At 44.2% G+C, this 17,117-nt stretch carries 16 protein-coding genes and 3 pseudogenes; all 19 read left to right on the forward strand.

Features of this window, described 5'->3' with window-relative positions:
• Window positions 1-18 precede the first annotated feature (18 nt).
• The 19 genes and pseudogenes from KGMB01110_RS10130 (at window position 19) to KGMB01110_RS10230 (ending at window position 16,597) form a co-directional block, all read left to right on the forward strand.
• Window positions 19-1,995: an ATP-dependent DNA helicase gene (locus tag KGMB01110_RS10130; RefSeq protein ID WP_119298177.1), complete on the forward strand. Its 1,977-nt coding sequence runs from the start codon at window positions 19-21 to the stop codon at window positions 1,993-1,995.
• Between the two features lie 169 nt (window positions 1,996-2,164).
• Entirely contained in the window at window positions 2,165-3,283 is a 1,119-nt protein-coding gene (locus KGMB01110_RS10135) for a tyrosine-type recombinase/integrase (protein WP_119298178.1), read from the forward strand.
• An 11-nt stretch (window positions 3,284-3,294) separates the two neighbouring features.
• Window positions 3,295-5,052, forward strand: coding sequence for a tyrosine-type recombinase/integrase (locus KGMB01110_RS10140; protein ID WP_119298179.1), 1,758 nt, complete (start codon window positions 3,295-3,297; stop codon window positions 5,050-5,052).
• Window positions 5,045-6,562, forward strand: coding sequence for a tyrosine-type recombinase/integrase (locus KGMB01110_RS10145; RefSeq protein ID WP_119298180.1), 1,518 nt, complete (start codon window positions 5,045-5,047; stop codon window positions 6,560-6,562). The genes KGMB01110_RS10140 and KGMB01110_RS10145 overlap by 8 nt, the downstream gene beginning before the upstream one ends.
• Window positions 6,528-6,911, forward strand: a complete 384-nt coding sequence (locus KGMB01110_RS10150) for a DUF6262 family protein (RefSeq protein ID WP_025577036.1) — start codon at window positions 6,528-6,530, stop codon at window positions 6,909-6,911. The genes KGMB01110_RS10145 and KGMB01110_RS10150 overlap by 35 nt, the downstream gene beginning before the upstream one ends.
• Window positions 6,912-7,197: 286 nt before the next feature.
• A complete protein-coding gene (locus KGMB01110_RS10155) occupies window positions 7,198-7,620 on the forward strand; it encodes a cupin domain-containing protein (RefSeq protein WP_015535738.1) in 423 nt (140 codons plus the stop codon).
• Between the two features lie 24 nt (window positions 7,621-7,644).
• Window positions 7,645-8,268: pseudogene (locus KGMB01110_RS15980) on the forward strand (carboxymuconolactone decarboxylase family protein).
• A gap of 24 nt (window positions 8,269-8,292) precedes the next feature.
• Entirely contained in the window at window positions 8,293-8,550 is a 258-nt protein-coding gene (locus tag KGMB01110_RS10170) for a hypothetical protein (RefSeq protein WP_117888591.1), read from the forward strand.
• Between the two features lie 36 nt (window positions 8,551-8,586).
• A complete protein-coding gene (locus tag KGMB01110_RS10175) occupies window positions 8,587-9,597 on the forward strand; it encodes a helix-turn-helix transcriptional regulator (protein WP_119298182.1) in 1,011 nt (336 codons plus the stop codon).
• A 19-nt stretch (window positions 9,598-9,616) separates the two neighbouring features.
• A complete protein-coding gene (locus tag KGMB01110_RS10180; RefSeq protein WP_119298183.1) occupies window positions 9,617-9,919 on the forward strand; it encodes a hypothetical protein in 303 nt (100 codons plus the stop codon).
• 14 nt (window positions 9,920-9,933) lie between these two features.
• Window positions 9,934-10,146, forward strand: coding sequence for a hypothetical protein (locus KGMB01110_RS10185; RefSeq protein WP_119298184.1), 213 nt, complete (start codon window positions 9,934-9,936; stop codon window positions 10,144-10,146).
• A 69-nt stretch (window positions 10,147-10,215) separates the two neighbouring features.
• The gene (locus KGMB01110_RS10190) at window positions 10,216-10,650 is read left to right on the forward strand and encodes an Rrf2 family transcriptional regulator (RefSeq protein WP_117603525.1); all 435 of its coding nucleotides are present in this window, start codon (window positions 10,216-10,218) and stop codon (window positions 10,648-10,650) included.
• Window positions 10,622-11,254 (forward strand): annotated as a pseudogene (locus KGMB01110_RS15875) (NUDIX hydrolase). Before KGMB01110_RS10190 ends, KGMB01110_RS15875 begins: the two are co-directional and overlap by 29 nt.
• Window positions 11,255-11,365: 111 nt before the next feature.
• Window positions 11,366-13,159 (forward strand): hypothetical protein, encoded by a 1,794-nt coding sequence (locus KGMB01110_RS10200; protein WP_117603527.1) that lies wholly within the window; start codon window positions 11,366-11,368, stop codon window positions 13,157-13,159.
• Window positions 13,160-13,431: 272 nt separating this feature from the next.
• Window positions 13,432-13,632: a hypothetical protein gene (locus tag KGMB01110_RS10205; RefSeq protein ID WP_117603528.1), complete on the forward strand. Its 201-nt coding sequence runs from the start codon at window positions 13,432-13,434 to the stop codon at window positions 13,630-13,632.
• Complete coding sequence (locus KGMB01110_RS10210; RefSeq protein ID WP_119298185.1) at window positions 13,614-14,537, forward strand: DMT family transporter; 924 nt, start codon at window positions 13,614-13,616, stop codon at window positions 14,535-14,537. Before KGMB01110_RS10205 ends, KGMB01110_RS10210 begins: the two co-directional genes overlap by 19 nt.
• Before the next feature lie 437 nt (window positions 14,538-14,974).
• Window positions 14,975-15,595: pseudogene (locus KGMB01110_RS15425) on the forward strand (recombinase family protein); the annotation flags it as partial.
• Between the two features lie 35 nt (window positions 15,596-15,630).
• Window positions 15,631-16,203 (forward strand): DUF4368 domain-containing protein, encoded by a 573-nt coding sequence (locus tag KGMB01110_RS15430; RefSeq protein WP_243112782.1) that lies wholly within the window; start codon window positions 15,631-15,633, stop codon window positions 16,201-16,203.
• Between the two features lie 19 nt (window positions 16,204-16,222).
• Complete coding sequence (locus KGMB01110_RS10230) at window positions 16,223-16,597, forward strand: TnpV protein (RefSeq protein WP_117603532.1); 375 nt, start codon at window positions 16,223-16,225, stop codon at window positions 16,595-16,597.
• The last annotated feature ends 520 nt before the right edge of the window (window positions 16,598-17,117 follow it).

Below are 17,117 nucleotides of genomic sequence, written 5' to 3' on the forward strand. Positions count from 1 at the left end.
TTCCGGCAAGGAGAAGTAATGTGTTATAAAAATGAATATCAGAAAAGGGCACATGGCGAGGTGGAAAGGATTTTCCGGGAACTTTTCCCGGAAGCCGGGCTTCATGTAAGGGAAGAACAGATCCGTCTCTGCCATGAAATGCTGGATGCCCTTATGAAAAATGAGATTACGCTCTGTGATGCAGGAGTGGGTATTGGAAAGACCTATGCCTATCTGACGGCCTGTATCCTGATGCGGAAATATAGTGTACTGCATTCCGGTTATTCGGGATGTGACAGACGGTCTGTGGTGGTATCTACTTCCAGCATTGCCTTACAGAAAGCTATCATAGAGGAATATGTTCCTTTCTTATCGGATGTACTGTTAAAAGCAGATCTGCTTCAGGAAGAATTAAAGGCAGTTGTCCGCAAGGGAAAGGAACATTTTGTATGTGATTACAGGCTGGCCCAAAGACTGGAGGCAGTCCGGGACAAGAATAAAAATCAGGTACAGATGGAGGCATTGAAGTCCCTCCGGCATAACTTTGATTTAGATTCCGTACATAACCTGAGCGGTTTTGACCGCAGGCTGGTGTGCGTACCGAAATTCTGCCCCAAGGAGTGTCCGGGGAAAGCCGGGTGCCGTTATCAGAAGCATCTGGACACTTCCAGGAAAGAGGACATTTTTTTACAGATCTGCAATCACAATTATCTTCTGGCAGATGCCATGCACCGAGCAAATGGGTACCGGCCGCTTCTGGCAGATTACAGGGCACTGGTCGTGGATGAGGCCCACAAGCTCCCGGAAGCTGCCAGCCAGATGTATGGGAGAAGTATTGGAAGAGAGGACGTGCAGGAAATCTCGTATTTCTTAAACAGGGAGCATAAAAGTTCGGAAGGTAAGAGACTACAGGATTGGTTTAATACACTTTCAATGGAAATCCGTAAGGATCAGGCCGGGATGGGAGATGACATAGCTGGAAAAGAAAATTTCTATTTTCCGGCAAAGTGCCGATCTTCTCTGGAGCAGGTAAGGGGGAATCTCAGTCTTATGCTTAAAAGACTTGCTGGAAATGTCCCTTACTGGATCTTCCGGCGGCTGGAAGAGATGGAAGAGCTGTTCGGCTGGTTTCTGAAGAAGGATACCAGATACGTTTTATTTCTTCAGCCAGACGGCAGGGGAGATCCTGTGTTTATGGCTGTTAGCAGAGAGATTCCAAGGTTTCTCCATGATTCCTTATGGGACAGGGGATTTCCCTCGATTCTCACCAGTGGAACTTTAAAAGCCGGAAATGGGTTTGTAAGGACCAGACAGATGACCGGGCTGGAAAAGAAAAGCAGAGTCCGGGAGTGTGTAGCAGAATCCCCATTTTGTTACAGAGAGAACTGTCTGCTTTATATTCCTGAGAATTTAAAAGCGACGCTCAAGGGAAGCCGGGAAGAGGCCGAGCAACTTGCAGGCCAGATCCGTGATCTGGTGTGTTCTACTTTTGGGCATACACTGGTACTGTTTACATCTTATACCCTGATGGGAAATGTGCAGCAGCTCCTGCGGGATCAGATCCCGTTCCCGATGGTGCAGGTATGGAGAAACTCACAGGAAGAAATCGCACGGTTTAAGAAGATGGAAAATGCCGTTCTGTTTGCAGCCGGCTCCTGTTGGGAAGGTGTGGATTTTCCGGGGGATATGGTATCGTCCCTGATCATTGTAAAATTGCCGTTTGCTGTACCGGACCCCATCCATGAAGCACAAAGGGAACAATACCGATCACTGGAATCCTACATTCAAAATGTTGTTGTCCCGGATATGCAGAAGAAGCTGCGGCAGGGATTCGGCCGGGCAATCCGCACGGAGCAGGACACCTGCGTTGTGTCCATTTTGGATCCCCGGACAGCAAAGAAAGGCAGGTATCGGAGTGATGTTCTGGAAGCACTGCCAAAGTGCCAGATGGCAGAACGGATCGAAGAAGTAGAAAATTTTATCCGAAGCCGGAAAGTGGAGCGGTACTATAGCTGAGAACATCCGTGGCGTTATTGGTTCTGCCCAGATCCGGGTAGCAGACAGGACAAAAAGTTTAGTGGTATTTCAGGGGCGGTTTGGAGCGAATTGGTAGTATTGGTGATAGCTTTATCGGCATGAGTTGGGTATACTGTGTATAGCGTTAGAGGAAAGGAAGTGAGCAGAAATGAGAAGATATGAGCTGGAAACAGAAAGAGAAGGCTCTGCAGTTTATTTCTTCATCAGAGATATAGAAACTTTGGACATTGTCCTGCTTCCTACCAAATATCTGATGCACAAGATACGGAGCAAATGTTCGCCGAATACGATACGGCGCTCCGCACTTTCCATCCTGTATTATCTGGAATACATCCATGAAAAAGAACAGGAATTGATAGATATATATCAAATGCCTTATGTCGAACAGACAGAACACTTTGTAAAGTTTTTATACTGGCTGAAAGCTGGGAAACATACGCAAGATGAAAATCACAGATCTCCGAACAATGGAACCTGCAACGCATACTTAAAAGATGTGTTCAGGTTCTATCTTTTTATAGAAGAAGAGTACCAGCAGTTCGGGGAACTGAAAGCACTGTCCTATAATTATTTTATGGCAGTCGATGCGGTAGGTGTAAAGAAAAGCATACGGTCAAGGAGCTTCAAAGGCTATTTAAAAGAGGAAGAGCATAAGGCAAGGGCAGCAAAGAAAGATGAAATTGTAGAAATCCTGAAAGCGTGTACCAATATAAGAGATCGGCTTCTCATGCTGCTTCTGGCAGAGACAGGCTACCGGATCGGTGAGATTTTGGGAATTGATTATAGTAAGGACATTGATTATCGGAACCACATAATCCGGGTATATTTCCGTGAGGACAATGAAAATGGAGCGAGAGCCAAGAATGCAGAATACCGAAGTGCGAAGATCAGCAAAGATACCTTCGATTTTTTAAATCTGTATATTGCAGAGTACCGAAAACTCCTTCAGCACCAAACAAGCCTGTTTGTGAATATTTCCGGGGATAACATCGGAAAACCAATGAACGTGGAAGCAGTATATTCCATGCTGAAAAGAATGGAAAAGAAAACCGGGATTAAGATCACGCCTCATATGCTCCGGCATTACTTTGGAAATGAGCGGAGAAAAGCAGGATGGTCGCTGGAACTGATACAGCTGGCTTATGGACACCGCCACATCCAGACAACCATCAACTATCTGGACATTGTGGATGATGAACTGCTTGATGCCAGCCAGGAATTCTATGAGAAACATTCCTCACTGTATGGGATTGAGGAATTGCTATAGGAGGTGGTTTTATGCCTGCGTTTTTACAATCTTTTATAGAAGCAGAAGAGGAACGGAGCAGGCGGATTGAGCAGCTACGAAAGGAAGTCCGTGAGTATGCAGAAGAGGAAGCAGGAAGTTCTATTACAGAACAGATTCTGTTGTTTCTGGCAGATGAGATGGTAGAACGTCTCTCGGAAATAGATTATGAACTGCGAAAGAAATTTGAATCATACATAACACCGTTGATAAAGCAAAAATACCTTTACCGATACACCGGAACATTCGACCGGATACGACAGTCGTACATCCGGGTGCGAATGAAAACTCCGGCAGGACAGAGGGAATGTGAATGGAAATATAAAAATGAAATCCTGTTTGTCCCATACCATTCGGAGCAGACAATAGTAAAGAGCGTAGAGACGGTACGGTGTCGGAGCAATATGGTTTGGAATTTTAAAGCGGCAGCCAGTGAAAAAATGAAACGCCAGATTTTTACGGTACTGGAATATATTCTGGAACATTATGAGGTTTCACAGCTGAGGGAATATAAACTGACCGGGCTACAGTTTTTTTATGAATTTTGTATCCGGGAGCAGATCACAGATATCCATCTGATGGAGCTGAAACAGGAAACATTATTTCAGAGCTACCTGGAGCAGAAAGTCGAAAAGGAACAACGGCGAAAACGGCTGAGGACAATTGTGGAGACTGCCCGTAAAGTGATTTTTGTACAGGCAGATGAAATCCGATGGGATGCGGCTGTCTGGTACTTAGATCGGTTTCATATTGCAAAAGAACGACGGAATCAAAGTGACAGTATAGAAAGAATATCGTTTCAGGAAGTTTTGTATCCCAAGAACCGATGGCTGCTTCAGGAATACATGAAGTATGAAATAGGAATCGGGGAACTGGCACTCAGCACCGTTTATGAAAGATTCCGAACAATCAGAAACTTTTTGCAGGAGATCGATGAACATCAGATAGATGTGACAGAGTGCGATGCCGGTCTGATAGACACTTATTTAAAAAATCTGCAGAACGGATCAATGGGAGCAAAGACATTTAATACAAATGTTACCGCAATTCAGTTTTTTATGAAGTTTCTGGAAGTAAAAGGATATATAAAAAAAGTTCCGTTTTATGCATCCTATTACTGGGAAAAAGAGATTCCAGTGCATCACAACAGAAGCGTGGAAGAGGACGTGTATATGGAAATCATACAGAATCTTTCACAGTTTCCAGAACATCTGAGAATGATGTTTTTACATCTCTGGTGTGTGGGCTTGCGGGTTAGCGAAGTCTGTACCTTGAAAGGGGATGCTTATGATATCCAGAATGGTGACTGCTGGATAAAGGTCTACCAGGTAAAAATGAAAAATTATAAAAGAGTTCCGATCCCGATAACATTATATCGATTGATGCAGGTGTATTTGAAAAAACACCAGAGGGGAAAAGAAGCATACATTTTTCAGAATCGGAAAGGTGGAGCATTTTCCAAAAGCACCTTCATGGGGCAGATGAAAAAATACTGCTCCCAGATAGGCATACAGAATGGAGAATATATTTTTAAGTCTCATGATTACCGACATACCGTAGCAACCAATTTTTATGAGCATGGCGTATCAATCCAAAGCATCCGGGACTATCTGGGACACACATTTGAGGAAATGACCATGCAATATATAGACTATATGCCAAGAAAGATTGCAAAACAAAATGACACATATTTTGAGAAAGAGGGAAATAGCCTGCTTGCCTGTATGCAGAAAGGAGAGCAAAATGAATGAGAGACTGGAATACCAGCAACTGGAATGCTATAAGCTGGCCAATGATATGCAAAAGGAAAAGCTGAACCGGGAACCGTATTTTGACCTTGGAAAACTACCGGGAAAACAGCTTCAGACAGAATTTGCCGAGTACATATATTACCGGGGAACACAGGTATCCATTTTGACCATAAAGGCAGAAAGACAACATTTTAACAGCTTATGCGAATTTTTTAAGAAGCCGTCCCATCAGAAAAACAGCCTGCTAGACAAGGAAAAAGACATCTGGATTAAACAGTTAAAATTGTGGATGATGCAAAATGGCAGGGCATTGACGAAACATAAAGTGACGAGTATTCAGACAGAATCTGTGGAGAAAGCTGCCCTGATCCGGTATTTTGAAAATCTTCTGGAATTTACTTTAGACCGCTCCGAAACCAATGAGCTGGCAAAGGATATCTGGTATCTGGAAAGGCTTCCGCTTATCCTGCGGACAAATCCGATTGTCAACCATAAGACACTAAATTTCAGAGGAATCCGGCAACCAGATATTCGGGAAGAAGTAAAAAAAGCAATTTACCATCATCTGAAAACCGAAGCCCTTGGCAGTATAAAACGTGAACTGTCCGCAATGAATAAATTTTCAAAGTATTTGGATGAAAAGCATTCCAAGATCAGCACCTGCGAAGAGATTGACCGGGAGATCATAGAACAATTTTTAATCAACATCAAGGTAGAATCAAACGGAGGGAATGGCATCCGGGATGACCTGCTAAAGCTTCGAAATGTGCTGGAAACAATCGGAAAAATTTATGATTTTCCACATCTTACAAAACTGTTTTTAAAATCTGATTTTCCGCCAGAACGGAAAGCAGAATTCAAATCTTATTCGGACAGTGAGCTGAAAAGACTGAATGCCCAGATTGTAAAAATGGAAGAGCAGATAGCAAGGGCAATGATCATCCACCAGATGCTTGGAACCAGAATTTCCGACACGCTGACCTTGCGGAAAGACTGCCTTTATAAACATGACCGTCAGGATATGATTATCATATACCAGCCGAAAACAAGAAGATATGAAAAACCGATCAGCCGGGAGCTGGCACAGCTGATTGGAAAGGCAGTCAGTTATGCAAATGAGCATTATCCTGAAAGCATTTATATTTTTGCAGCCGAGAACAAACCGGAGAAACCAATCAGCTACCGAACCTTGCAGGATAAAGTGCTTCGGATGATCTATGAAAAAGATATCCGGGATGACAATGGGAACTTATTCGGATTTGGAACACATATGTTCCGGCACTGCTATGGGGTAAAGCTGACAGAACTCCATGTGGATGACTGGACCATAGCAAAGCTCCTCGGACATAAAGGAGTGAGAAGTGTCCAGTATTACCGGAAAATGAGTAATCAGAGGCTTGCAGATGAAACACGGGAAGTAAGAAATCTTATGTCACAGATTATCCTGGCGAATCTGGACGGATGGGGAGAAGAATATGAACAAATACGACAAGATGTTGGAATTGAATAAAAGAAAAAGCGAAGAGAAAGTGGAACGTGCAACCCTGGCAATCCGGACAATGGTATTGGAAAAAGAAAAAGTATCCGTGCCAGCACTGATGCAAAAGACAGGGCTGTCCAGAGGATTCTTTTATAAGAATCCGATTGTACGAAGTGAGATTGATGCAGCAATGGAACAGCAGGCTGGCATGGTAGATCCAAGGAGAAACATCATCAGCCAGGCAATGGAAACAGAAATGGATCTGCTCCAACAACAGATACAGAATCTGAAGAGCGAGAATGAGAATCTGAAAAAAGAGAATCAAAAGCTGAAAAAGGCACTGTCCAAAAGGGAATTAAATCTTATCAAACAGCTTTAAACTATACCACAATGCAAAGCGGATCTGCCAGGATGCGGCAGATCTGTTTTGCATTGTGGTATAGAAACAGATTATGCTTAAAAGGCATTAAGCAACCTACAATAATGGGTATTGGACATAGGAAGCAATATGGGTGTATGATAAAAACCGATAAGAAATAAAGTGAATCTGAAATGTAAACTGTCACAGGAAAAATGCGAACTTTATGTAAAAAGTTGCAAAATCTATTGACCTACAGCTTGCTTCAGGTTGTACCATAAAATAAAAACGCAAGGAGGAGATTTTCATGGATATCGAACAGATGAAAAAAGACTTAGGCGGTGGCAACGTATTTCCAATCGGTGAGGAAAATGTAGCATTTGCAAAGTATTTTACAGGTGAATGTTATCTGAATATGCTTACAACAGAGCGAGTACCTGTTGGTCTGGTTACTTTCGCTCCAAAAACAATCAATGCATACCACGTTCATCACAAGGGTGGCCAGATCCTTATGGTTACTGGTGGAAGAGGATGGTATCAGGAAGAAGGAAAACCGGCTCGTGAACTGAAAGCTGGAGATGTGGTAAACATTCCACCGGAAGTAAAACACTGGCATGGAGCAGCGAAAGACAGCTGGTTCCAGCATCTGGCAGTTGAGGTTCCGGCAGAAGGAGCTTCCAATGAGTGGCTGGAGTTCTTACCAGAAGAAGAGTACAACAAATTACCATAAATAAAAAGACGGAGGTTTGATGTCATGGCAAAGATTACACAGACAGCAGGAAGAAATGCTCTGGGAATATTTGCACCGGAGTTTGCACATTTCAACGATGATGTTCTGTTCGGAGAGAACTGGAACAATGAAGATATTGATTTGAAGACAAGAAGCATTATCACAGTCGTAGCACTGATGGCACAGGGAATTACAGATTCTTCTTTAAAATTCCATTTACAGAATGCAAAGGATCATGGGGTAACACAAAAAGAAATCGCAGCGATTATTACTCACGTAGCATTCTATGCAGGATGGCCAAAGGGCTGGGCAGTATTCAACCTTGCAAAAGAGGTTTGGAACGAGGAAGAAACAGAAAAATAACCTGGCAGAAACTGCTCGTCAGGACAGATTCGCACAAAGCACAGATGTGTATGCCGTTAAAGCCAGCAACTACAAGGGATTGCGGAGAGGTAGTCCAGTTTAATGCAGGAATAACTGGCATGTTCATCACGGAGATAAGGGCGGTGGTCAGATTTTGCGTGTACCTCAGGTCGTGGTTACTATCAGGAATGGGGCAAGGAGGCACAGGAACTTCATCCGGGTGAGAATACTTCAAATGAGTGGTTGGAGTCTGTTTCGAATGAGGACTATAACAAACTGAAATAACACGGAGGTGAGCTTTATGAAAAAATGGATTGCGATTATCCTTATGCTGGTAATGAGTCTGTCTCGCTTGTTGGAATTGCAGATGTATTTGTAGTAGGATTTGTTGGAGAGGCAGCAGTGTCTGGATTGGATCACCCGTGGGATGATTTTTATTCTGCGTCAAAGAGGCGGAAGGTGGAAAACATGCAGGGTGATTTGAGAATAGATTTCCATGATGGAACGGTGAGTTCAATTTTTATGCAAATTGTGCTAAAAGATGTACTATATATCTCCCTGCTATGATATACTTGACTTATTATGCGAAGGGAGACAGGAGGCGTGCCAAAAGGAAGCAATCAGAAGTTCAAACTTTATCGGCTGGCTCAGATTATGCTAGAGAAAACAGATGAGGATCATTATATTTCTATGCCGGAAATCAAGGATGCACTGGCAGAATATGATGTGACAGCGGATCGGAAGAGTATCTATAATGATTTGCGGGATTTAAGTGTCCTTGGTGTCGAGGTAGAGGGTGAACCAGTTGGAAATCGCTATCATTACCATGTGATTAATCGAACATTTGAATTACCGGAATTGAAACTTCTGGTGGATGCCATCCAGTCTTCCAAATTTATTACAGAAAAGAAATCGAATGCTTTGATTAAGAAACTGGAAACACTGGTCAGCAGGTATGATGCACAGAAATTACAGAGACAAGTCTATGTATCCGGACGAATTAAGACGATGAATGAAAGTATCTACTATACGGTGGATGCGATTCATCATGCAATCTCTGAGAATAAGAAAATCAAATTTCAGTATTTTCAGTGGAATGTCAAAAAAGAAATGGAGCTTCGGCATAACGGAGCCTGGTATCATATCAGCCCTTGGGGATTATCCTGGGATGATGAAAATTATTATCTGGTAGGATATGACTCAGATGCCGGTATGATCAAACATTATCGTGTAGACAAGATGTTGCATATCAAGATGTCCGATGAAGTCAGGGAAGGAAAAGAACATTTTAAAAAGCTTAATATGGCAGAGTATGCGAAAAAGAGTTTCGGAATGTTTGGCGGAAAAGAGCAAACGGTAAAGTTACGGGTGCATAACAAGCTGGCAGGAGTGATCATAGATCGGTTTGGAAAAAATGTGATAATGATTCCGACAGACGAAGAACATTTTAACGTGAACGTGGATGTACATGTTAGCAGGCAGTTCCTTGGTTGGGTATTTTCGCTGGGAGAAGATATAAAGATTGTTGGACCGGATGAAGTTGTGGAACAGATGAGAAGAGAGATAGAACGATTGGGAAAAGTATATTGTAAAGAAAATAAAGCGGAGGAATAAGAGATTGAAATAGGAAGAGTTGAAGGCAAAATGCGAAGAAGCAGGTGTGATCTTCTGCCGGGATCAGCTGGAGTATCCGGGGGATGGATTCCAGTATCTCTGTAATATCCTGGATACAGGATTCTTAAGTACGGTGGAAGGAATGAAATGGCAGAATGACTTTATCAATGGAGATGCAACTGTTGCCGGTACACCGGAAATGATGGAGTCTCTTCAGTTACTGGAGCGCCGGCGGAATCTTGGGATGCTCAATGGGGATGGTACTCCGGATGAGGATCGTGAGTCGTTATGTGGGGTTGAACAAAGATCTTGGAGAAAATGAGAAAAAACTGAAAGATGAAGAAAAAACTAAAATCAGTGCGATTACAGCCGGCAGCAGGCAGTTATGTGAAGAAAAACAGTATGCAGATAACACAAAGTCGAGATCTGTTCCTGTATAAAACACTGGGACGCACGGAAAAGCCAAAGTCAGAAGACCGTTCCGGTGGTTCATCTACACACAGTTCATCTTCCGGAAAAACACATGGTGGTGGCGGTGGAAAGTTCTGAATCTGTAACGATTGGAATTACAACACCAATCTGTTATGATGAATCCTAAAGAGAGACGAGGTGTTGAGTATGCAGATTTCAAGCAGGTTTACAATGGCGATTCACATGTTCGCATGTATTGATACATTTTCAGATCAGAAGATGACGAGCAGCTTCATGGCAGGCAGTATCGGAACCAATCCGGTGATCATACGGAAAATATTGCAGCAGCTAAAAGCGGCCGGGCTGATCGAAGTGGCAAGGGGAACCGGCGGTGTGACGATCACAAAACCCCTGGATCAGATTACATTCCTCGATATATACAAAGCGGTAGAATGTACGCCGGATGAGGAATTGTTCCACTTTCATGAAAATCCGAACCCGAACTGTCCGGTGGGTAAGAATATTCATCATGTTTTGGACAAGAGATTGTTGGAAGTTCAACAGGCGATGGAGGAAAAACTTTCTCAGATGACACTTGCGGACGTGAAAAAAGATGTTGCCTTGTGGATGGAACAGGAATAAGAACTCGGGGGAGTGGATCAAAGTGAAGAAAAAAGTTTCGGAGCTATTGGAACAGATTGAAACATATCATCCGTGGAATGAACAGGAAGAGAAGGATAAAGTCCTGATTCTGGACTGGATCAAAAATAACGTGGATGCATTTTCAAGGGACAACAAAGTGGCACACATGACGGCATCTGCCTGGGTGGTGAACCGGGAGCGGGACAAGGTCCTGATGTTATATCATAATATCTATCACTCCTGGTCCTAGCTTGGAGGACATGCAGATGGAGAGACGGATTTATTGTCGGTAGCACTCCGGGAAGTGAAAGAGGAGGCCGGAATCTCAAAGGTCCGTCCGGTATCGGAGGGAATCTTTTCTCTGGAATCTCTTACGGTGGATGGTCATGAGAAAAACGGAGTGTATGTATCCAGCCATTTACGTCTGAATGTTACCTATCTGATGGAGGCAGATCCGGAAGAAAAAGTGTCGATTAAAGAAGATGAAAACAGCGGTGTGGCATGGTTTGCTCCGGAAGAAGCATTGGAGCGTTCTACAGAACCCTGGTTTGTAGATCGGGTGTATAAAAAACTTATAGAGAAAATGAACCATTCAGGCGAATAATCAGCCGTTTGTGTCAGATGGATTGTAACTTGTGTTACGCTTCCTGTAAGATAAGAAAAGTACTTTATTAAAATTCACCGGAAAAGGAAGAGATAAAGGAGGAACAGGAAAATGCAAAAAGGGAAATCTATGAAGATACTGATGATCGGGATTTTGTCCCTGGTACTGTGTGCAGCCTGGAGTCCGAAGACCGTACGGGCAGAAGGAACGGCACCGACCGCACCGTATGGGGTCTGGACAGACAGTGCAGCAACAGAATTTGCCGGAGGAACGGGAACGAAGGCAGATCCCTATCAGATCGCAACAGCAGAACAGCTGGCAAAACTGGCAGCAGATGTAAACAGTGGAGTGTATGGAAAGACGCACAGTGGGGAATATTTTGTGCTGATGGCAGATCTGGATCTGTCAGCACACAGGTGGATCCCTGTTGGAAATGGAACAAATGCATCCTCATTTCATACGTTTGACGGATTTTTTAACGGAGCGAATCATACCATCAGCGGATTATATGTGGATGAGAGCAATGAACAGTATTCTGCAGGTCTGTTTGGACATGTTACATTGACCAATGCAGTGGAAGAAGTAACATTACAGAATCTGAAAGTGGTAAATGCTTATGTGAAAACAGAAGCCGTAGATCCGGATGGAGTTGGAATTCTTGCAGGACATCTTTCTAATGTAAAGGTCAGAAACTGTGAGGTCAGTGGAACCGTTGAGGGAAGTGAAAATGTGGGAGGAATGATCGGAATTGCCAGCTACGCGAATGTGAAAGAATGTATGGCAGATGTTCAGGTGACAGGAAAAGGAAGAACCGGTGGAATGACCGGAAATGATTATCAGGGATATTATGCAAAATGCCAGGCAAAAGGGAAAGTGAATGGAGGCTGGTGTACTGGTGGATTTGTTGGAGTGCTGTTTGTCAGTTCAGAGGTGGAATATTGTAAATCAGAAGCAGAAGTTCGGGCATATGACTGGAATTGCGGCGGGTTTGCCGGATACCTTGAAGAAGATGTGCAGATTAAAAATTGTGTGGCTACAGGAGATGTGATCAGTACGGTAACAAATGTGCTTCCAAAAGTTAGCGGGTTTGCAGGAACCGTTCTGACAAGCAGCATCACAGACAGTCATGCAACAGGAAAAGTGACTGGTGGTATAACGGATTGTCCGGCAGGAGGATTTGTAGGATCGAATGAGAGGGCAACGGTCAGTGGATGTTCTTTTGACGCGGAGATCAACACGGGACTTTCGGGAGTTGGAATTGAGCAGGCTCCTGGACAGATTGAGATTCAGGCAGGAAGTACAAAGGAAGTCCTGGCAAACATCTGCGAGGATTATGAAGGCGGTCATGCAGTGGGAGAAGTCCTGGTGGTTGAGCCAACCTGTACGGAAGATGGAAAGAAATATCAAAGCTGTACCAGATGTGGGACAGAACTGAACGTGGAGTTGATCCCGGCTTCGGGTCATCAGTGGAATAGCGAATACACTGTGGACAAAGAAGCAACCTGCACGGAAGATGGCAGTGAATCTATACATTGCAGCAAATGTGATGCTACAAAAGACAGCCGCAAAATACCTGCAAAGGGACATTCTTATGGAGAGTGGGTTGTGGTGAAAGAGCCAACGGCCACAGCAAAAGGTTTGAAAGAAAAAGTATGCGAGGTCTGCCGGGATAAGATAACAGAAGAACTTCCGATGCTGGAGTCAGAAAAGAAGACAGAAGATTCGAAAAAACAGGATACTTCTTCAAAGAATCAAGAAAAAGCGCAGGGAAAAACATCCGGAAAGAAGACGGCAAAAACAGTAGTGAAAACAGGGGATGACAGCTCAATGGCCGGATGGAGTCTTCTGATACTGGCAAGTGCTGGCGTGTTTCTTGTGATGCAGTTTAAAAGGAAAAGAAGATAAAAGGGAAAAAGAATAGATTTTGTTCTGTCTGATGAAAGGGATCAATAAGCTTCTGACGCTGAACAAAAAAGAAGAGGAGCCGAAAGAGGTAACAACAAAATGTCCTCATTGTACATCGGTGTTGGAAAAGTAAATAAAAAAGAACTTTAAAGAAAGCAGTTTGAAGACACCAGTCGAAAGGTTGGTGTCTTTTCTGATGTATCTGTGTTATGAGTCTTCTCATTGGGAGAGGAGACTGGTCGGATGATGAAGCAGTATGGGAGGAAAACATTATGAGAGAGCTGGGTATAGAACTTGGGGCACATGATTTTGAGGAACTGAAAAATTACGGAAGGCTGACGATTGACTTTGATCCGCCGAAGCATTGTGGAGAGGTGGAAAGAATCATCATAGAAAATGCGTCAGACAGAAATTACAGACATGAAATTACGATACGAAATCACGAGGGATTCTCATGGACAGTAGAAGATTAACGAAGACCTGGATCGTGGCAGTACTGGCCTGTGTGTGTTGTATGCTGTGGGGAAGTGCGATTCCGGTGATCAAGACAGGATACCGACTGCTGGAAGTAGAGGCTTCCGATACAGCAAGTCAGATCGTGTTTGCCGGAATCCGTTTTACGCTGGCGGGAGTGCTGGTGCTTTTGTTTGCATCTGTTCGGGAGAAAAAGATACTGCTTTCGGATCAAATGGTTTTAAAAGATGCCTGTGTGGTCTGTCTGGCACAGACAGTGGGCCAATACTTTTTCTTTTATATCGGTGTGGCCAATACTTCCGGTGTGAAGAGCGGGATTCTCAACGGATTGGGAAATTTTATTGCAATTTTACTGGCATGTTTGATTTTCAGGAAGGAGAGGTTGACCGGAAGAAAACTGTTGGGCTGTATTCTTGGATTTGCCGGTGTGGTTGTGATCAATCTGATGGGTAATTCTCTGGATGCAGGATTTTCACTGTCAGGGGAAGGCTGTGTGTTGATCTCGCAGTTTGCTTATGGAATGTCCACAGTACTGATCCATATTTTTTCAAAGAAAGTCTCGCCGGTTGTGTTGAGTGGAACCCAGTTTTTTATCGGAGGGATTATTCTGTTTCTGATCGGAATCGGCATGGGAGGACATCTGCAGCATTTGTCTGTACCTGCGATCGCAGTAATCCTGTATCTGGCGGTTTTGTCTGCAGTGGCCTACACGCTGTGGTCAGTGCTTCTGACCTACAATGAAGTGTCAAAAGTTGCGATTTTTGGATTTGTGAATCCGCTGTTCAGCGTGATCTTATCCGCACTTATATTAGGAGAGGTGCAACAGGCATTTCAGCTGGGAAGCCTGATTGCGTTGGGGTTGGTATGTGTGGGGATTTATGTGGTAAATGCTCCGGAAAAATAAGAAATGCTTGCGGCAAAAGATGTCGCAAGCATTTTTTACGGGATGTGCGCCCGGCGGCGCACGTTTCTAACGGGTTAAAGTCCCGAATCCGCCCGGTAGTGGGAAGGATATAGCCGAAGGCAAGGGTGTCCATCGCGAGGTGGAATCTGAAGGAAGCCGGATGTGGGAACAGACTAACCACGGGCAAATCTCTGGTCTGACGAACAGAAATCTCATATAAGGTCATGCATGAGGGTAAGACTGCATCCCAAGTTGAAACCCAATAACTACACGGAATCATGCGTGATAAATGAGGCAGATGGATGGAGAGGAAGAAACGTGTGGTACCCGGGGAGGTCTGTGAGGTATGCTCCGAACGGAAAAGAAGTTTTAGGATATATATTGCAAGCAGTCCATTGAATACGACTGCGAATAAAAGACGGATAGGAGGTCAGAAAGTGCCTAAAATCAGGGATTTTGATAGAGTTACAGCCCTCTATGAAAGGCTGTCCAAGGATGATGAGCAGCAAGGCGAATCGAACTCAATACTGAATCAAAAGAGATTTCTCAAAGATTTTGCCCGCAAAAGCGGTATGACGAACATCAAGCATTTTACCGATGACGGTTACACAGGGCGTAACTTCAACCGTCCCGGATTTCAGGCAATGCTTGCAGAAGCCGAAGCCGGGAAAATCGGTACAATTATCGTCAAGGATATGAGCCGTTTCGGCAGAAACTATCTTGAGGTCGGCTTTTATACCGAGATTCTGTTCCCCAAGAAACAGATACGCTTTGTTGCAATCAATAACAGCGTGGACAGCGACAAGCCGCAAGATAACGACTTCACCCCATTCCTCAACATAATGAACGAGTGGTATGCCAAGGACACCAGCAACAAGATAAAGTCCATCTTCCTGTCCCGTATGAGCGATGGTAAACGCTGCTCCGGCAGCATTCCCTACGGCTACAATTGACTGCCTGAAGATAAGCAGACCTTGGTGGTGGATCCTGTTGCTTCTCAGGTGGTAAAACACATCTTTGAGCTTGCGGTAGAGGGCTTAACGCCTCCGGCAATCGCAAGAAGTATAAGCAGCCCACAGAGCTGACAAAAGAGATGGCGTGTGAACTGATCGATAAAATCGTCGTTCACGAAGCCGTGGGCAAAAAGCCGAACCGACAGCAGCAGGTGGACATTTATTATAACTTCATCGGGCAGTTCAATTTGCCGTTGACGGAAGAAGAAATCGAAGCGGCAAAGGTTGAAGCCGAGAAACAGGCGGCGAAAAAGGCGAAGCGGAAAACCGAAAGGCAAAGGGAACGCAATGCGGCTTTCAGAGCGAAAGCAAAAGCGGAACGCTGGGCTGCGAATGAGGGACATAAATTCGCCAAGCGTGTCTGCGAACACTGCGGCAAGGAGTATTACCCCAACGGCAACAAGCAGAAATTCTGCTCCCCGGAATGCAAAAAGGAACACCAACGGGCAGAACTGGAGCAGAAACGCTTTGCCGAAAAAGGGAATCACACCTTCCGTCAAAAGACTTGCAAGATATGCGGAAAACCCTTTTGGCTGTCCAACGGACAAGAGGTGCTGTGTTCCGAGGAATGCAAGGCAATCAACCGCAGACAGAAACAGCTTGCCTATTATCATCGTAAGCAATCCGAGCAGAACGCCGGAGAAGCAATATAAACTCAAGGAGGACGACACAATGGAGAAATTCATCAGAGACGAAAGGACAGGCTTGCGCTATGAGCTTATCGGGGACTACTATTTGATTGCCGGAGAGGATGAGCCGGAGGGCAGACCCATCGGCATATGGGGACAGCGACATTTGCGGTATCTGAAACAGCACCGCAAGGTACTCTATTCCGAACTGCTGATAAGTGGCAAGCTGAACGATTACCTTGCCGACCTAAACGAGCGGGCAGAGGAACTGTTTTCTCGGCTGGTAAAACAACTTGTCGAAAAGGAGGGCGTAACGGAAGCACTCAAAGCAGAAAACCTAATGCTGTGGGTGCAGAAAATGAATAGCATTCGCAACACCGCTATGGAGATTGTTTCAAACGATTTGATTTACGCATAACAAGCTATCGGAAAGGCTGCTGTCAAGCGACGGCGGCTTTTCTTTTTCGGGAAGTACTCAAGAAGTCATAAAGTTCCGTGAGTAATGGAAGAAGGCAATGCTTTGAGAAAAAGATGAGAACAATATTCTGAAAACTACTTGAGATTTTGGAAAAAATCTGCTAAAATACTTTTGTATATCTATGGGGTAGGGGAATTCATATCCTTTTGCCTTAGAAATTATGGAAGGAGGACTTGACTATGGCGAACGGAAATGCGACTACTATTGTAGGCTCGGCTCGGCAGGAGCATAGCGCCGTTTTTTCAGCGTGTCAAGTCTTATTTCATACAATTTATAACGAACCAGTTGCCGGAGACAGGGCGCATTATGCCTTGGCTTCGGCTTTTTGCGTTTGCCGGAAGGATGGTGGTTTGATATTGAAGTCCTAACCACGACCGGCAAATCTATCTTTTCCGGTTAAACCTTCTATCTTCTCCGGCGTGTCCGCTGTCGGAGGAAGAAAATAGCGGATAGAATTATT

The organism is Mediterraneibacter butyricigenes, from assembly GCF_003574295.1.
In the GTDB taxonomy this organism is placed as follows: Bacteria; Bacillota; Clostridia; order Lachnospirales; family Lachnospiraceae; genus Mediterraneibacter_A; species Mediterraneibacter_A butyricigenes.

Coding starts and splice junctions, on each gene's coding strand:
- KGMB01110_RS10130 (WP_119298177.1), top strand. CDS start 19: ATGTGTTATAAAAATGAATATCAGAAAAGGGCACATGGCGAGGTGGAA.
- KGMB01110_RS10135 (WP_119298178.1), top strand. CDS start 2,165: ATGAGAAGATATGAGCTGGAAACAGAAAGAGAAGGCTCTGCAGTTTAT.
- KGMB01110_RS10140 (WP_119298179.1), top strand. CDS start 3,295: ATGCCTGCGTTTTTACAATCTTTTATAGAAGCAGAAGAGGAACGGAGC.
- KGMB01110_RS10145 (WP_119298180.1), top strand. CDS start 5,045: ATGAATGAGAGACTGGAATACCAGCAACTGGAATGCTATAAGCTGGCC.
- KGMB01110_RS10150 (WP_025577036.1), top strand. CDS start 6,528: ATGAACAAATACGACAAGATGTTGGAATTGAATAAAAGAAAAAGCGAA.
- KGMB01110_RS10155 (WP_015535738.1), top strand. CDS start 7,198: ATGGATATCGAACAGATGAAAAAAGACTTAGGCGGTGGCAACGTATTT.
- KGMB01110_RS10170 (WP_117888591.1), top strand. CDS start 8,293: ATGGATTGCGATTATCCTTATGCTGGTAATGAGTCTGTCTCGCTTGTT.
- KGMB01110_RS10185 (WP_119298184.1), top strand. CDS start 9,934: ATGAAGAAAAAACTAAAATCAGTGCGATTACAGCCGGCAGCAGGCAGT.
- KGMB01110_RS10190 (WP_117603525.1), top strand. CDS start 10,216: ATGCAGATTTCAAGCAGGTTTACAATGGCGATTCACATGTTCGCATGT.
- KGMB01110_RS10200 (WP_117603527.1), top strand. CDS start 11,366: ATGCAAAAAGGGAAATCTATGAAGATACTGATGATCGGGATTTTGTCC.
- KGMB01110_RS10205 (WP_117603528.1), top strand. CDS start 13,432: ATGAGAGAGCTGGGTATAGAACTTGGGGCACATGATTTTGAGGAACTG.
- KGMB01110_RS10210 (WP_119298185.1), top strand. CDS start 13,614: ATGGACAGTAGAAGATTAACGAAGACCTGGATCGTGGCAGTACTGGCC.
- KGMB01110_RS15430 (WP_243112782.1), top strand. CDS start 15,631: ATGGCGTGTGAACTGATCGATAAAATCGTCGTTCACGAAGCCGTGGGC.
- KGMB01110_RS10230 (WP_117603532.1), top strand. CDS start 16,223: ATGGAGAAATTCATCAGAGACGAAAGGACAGGCTTGCGCTATGAGCTT.